The 221-nt window shown below is 59.7% G+C and carries 1 pseudogene; it reads left to right on the top strand.

What is annotated here, in order from left to right:
* A pseudogene (locus tag ACLFKU_RS45005) lies at positions 1-221 on the top strand (IS3 family transposase); the annotation flags it as partial.

Here is a 221-nt window from a genome sequence, read left to right as displayed (position 1 = left end):
GAGCCACCAGTGGACGTCACGGTGCTCCACGCGAAGATTGGCCAGTTGACGCTGGAGAACGATTTTTTAAGCGGAGCGCTCGGCAAGGCGGGGTTGCTGAGCGGAAAGCGATGATCGACCGTGCACACGCGCTACCGATTGCGCAACAGGCGCGACTTGTGGGGATCGCCCGATCAAGCGTCTACTACCAGCCTCAACCGGTCAACGAGACGGAACTGAAA

The organism is Paraburkholderia sp. EG304, assembly GCF_046543485.1.
Taxonomy (GTDB): domain Bacteria; phylum Pseudomonadota; class Gammaproteobacteria; order Burkholderiales; family Burkholderiaceae; genus Paraburkholderia; species Paraburkholderia youngii.
This window is presented reverse-complemented; position numbering and strand designations above follow the sequence as displayed.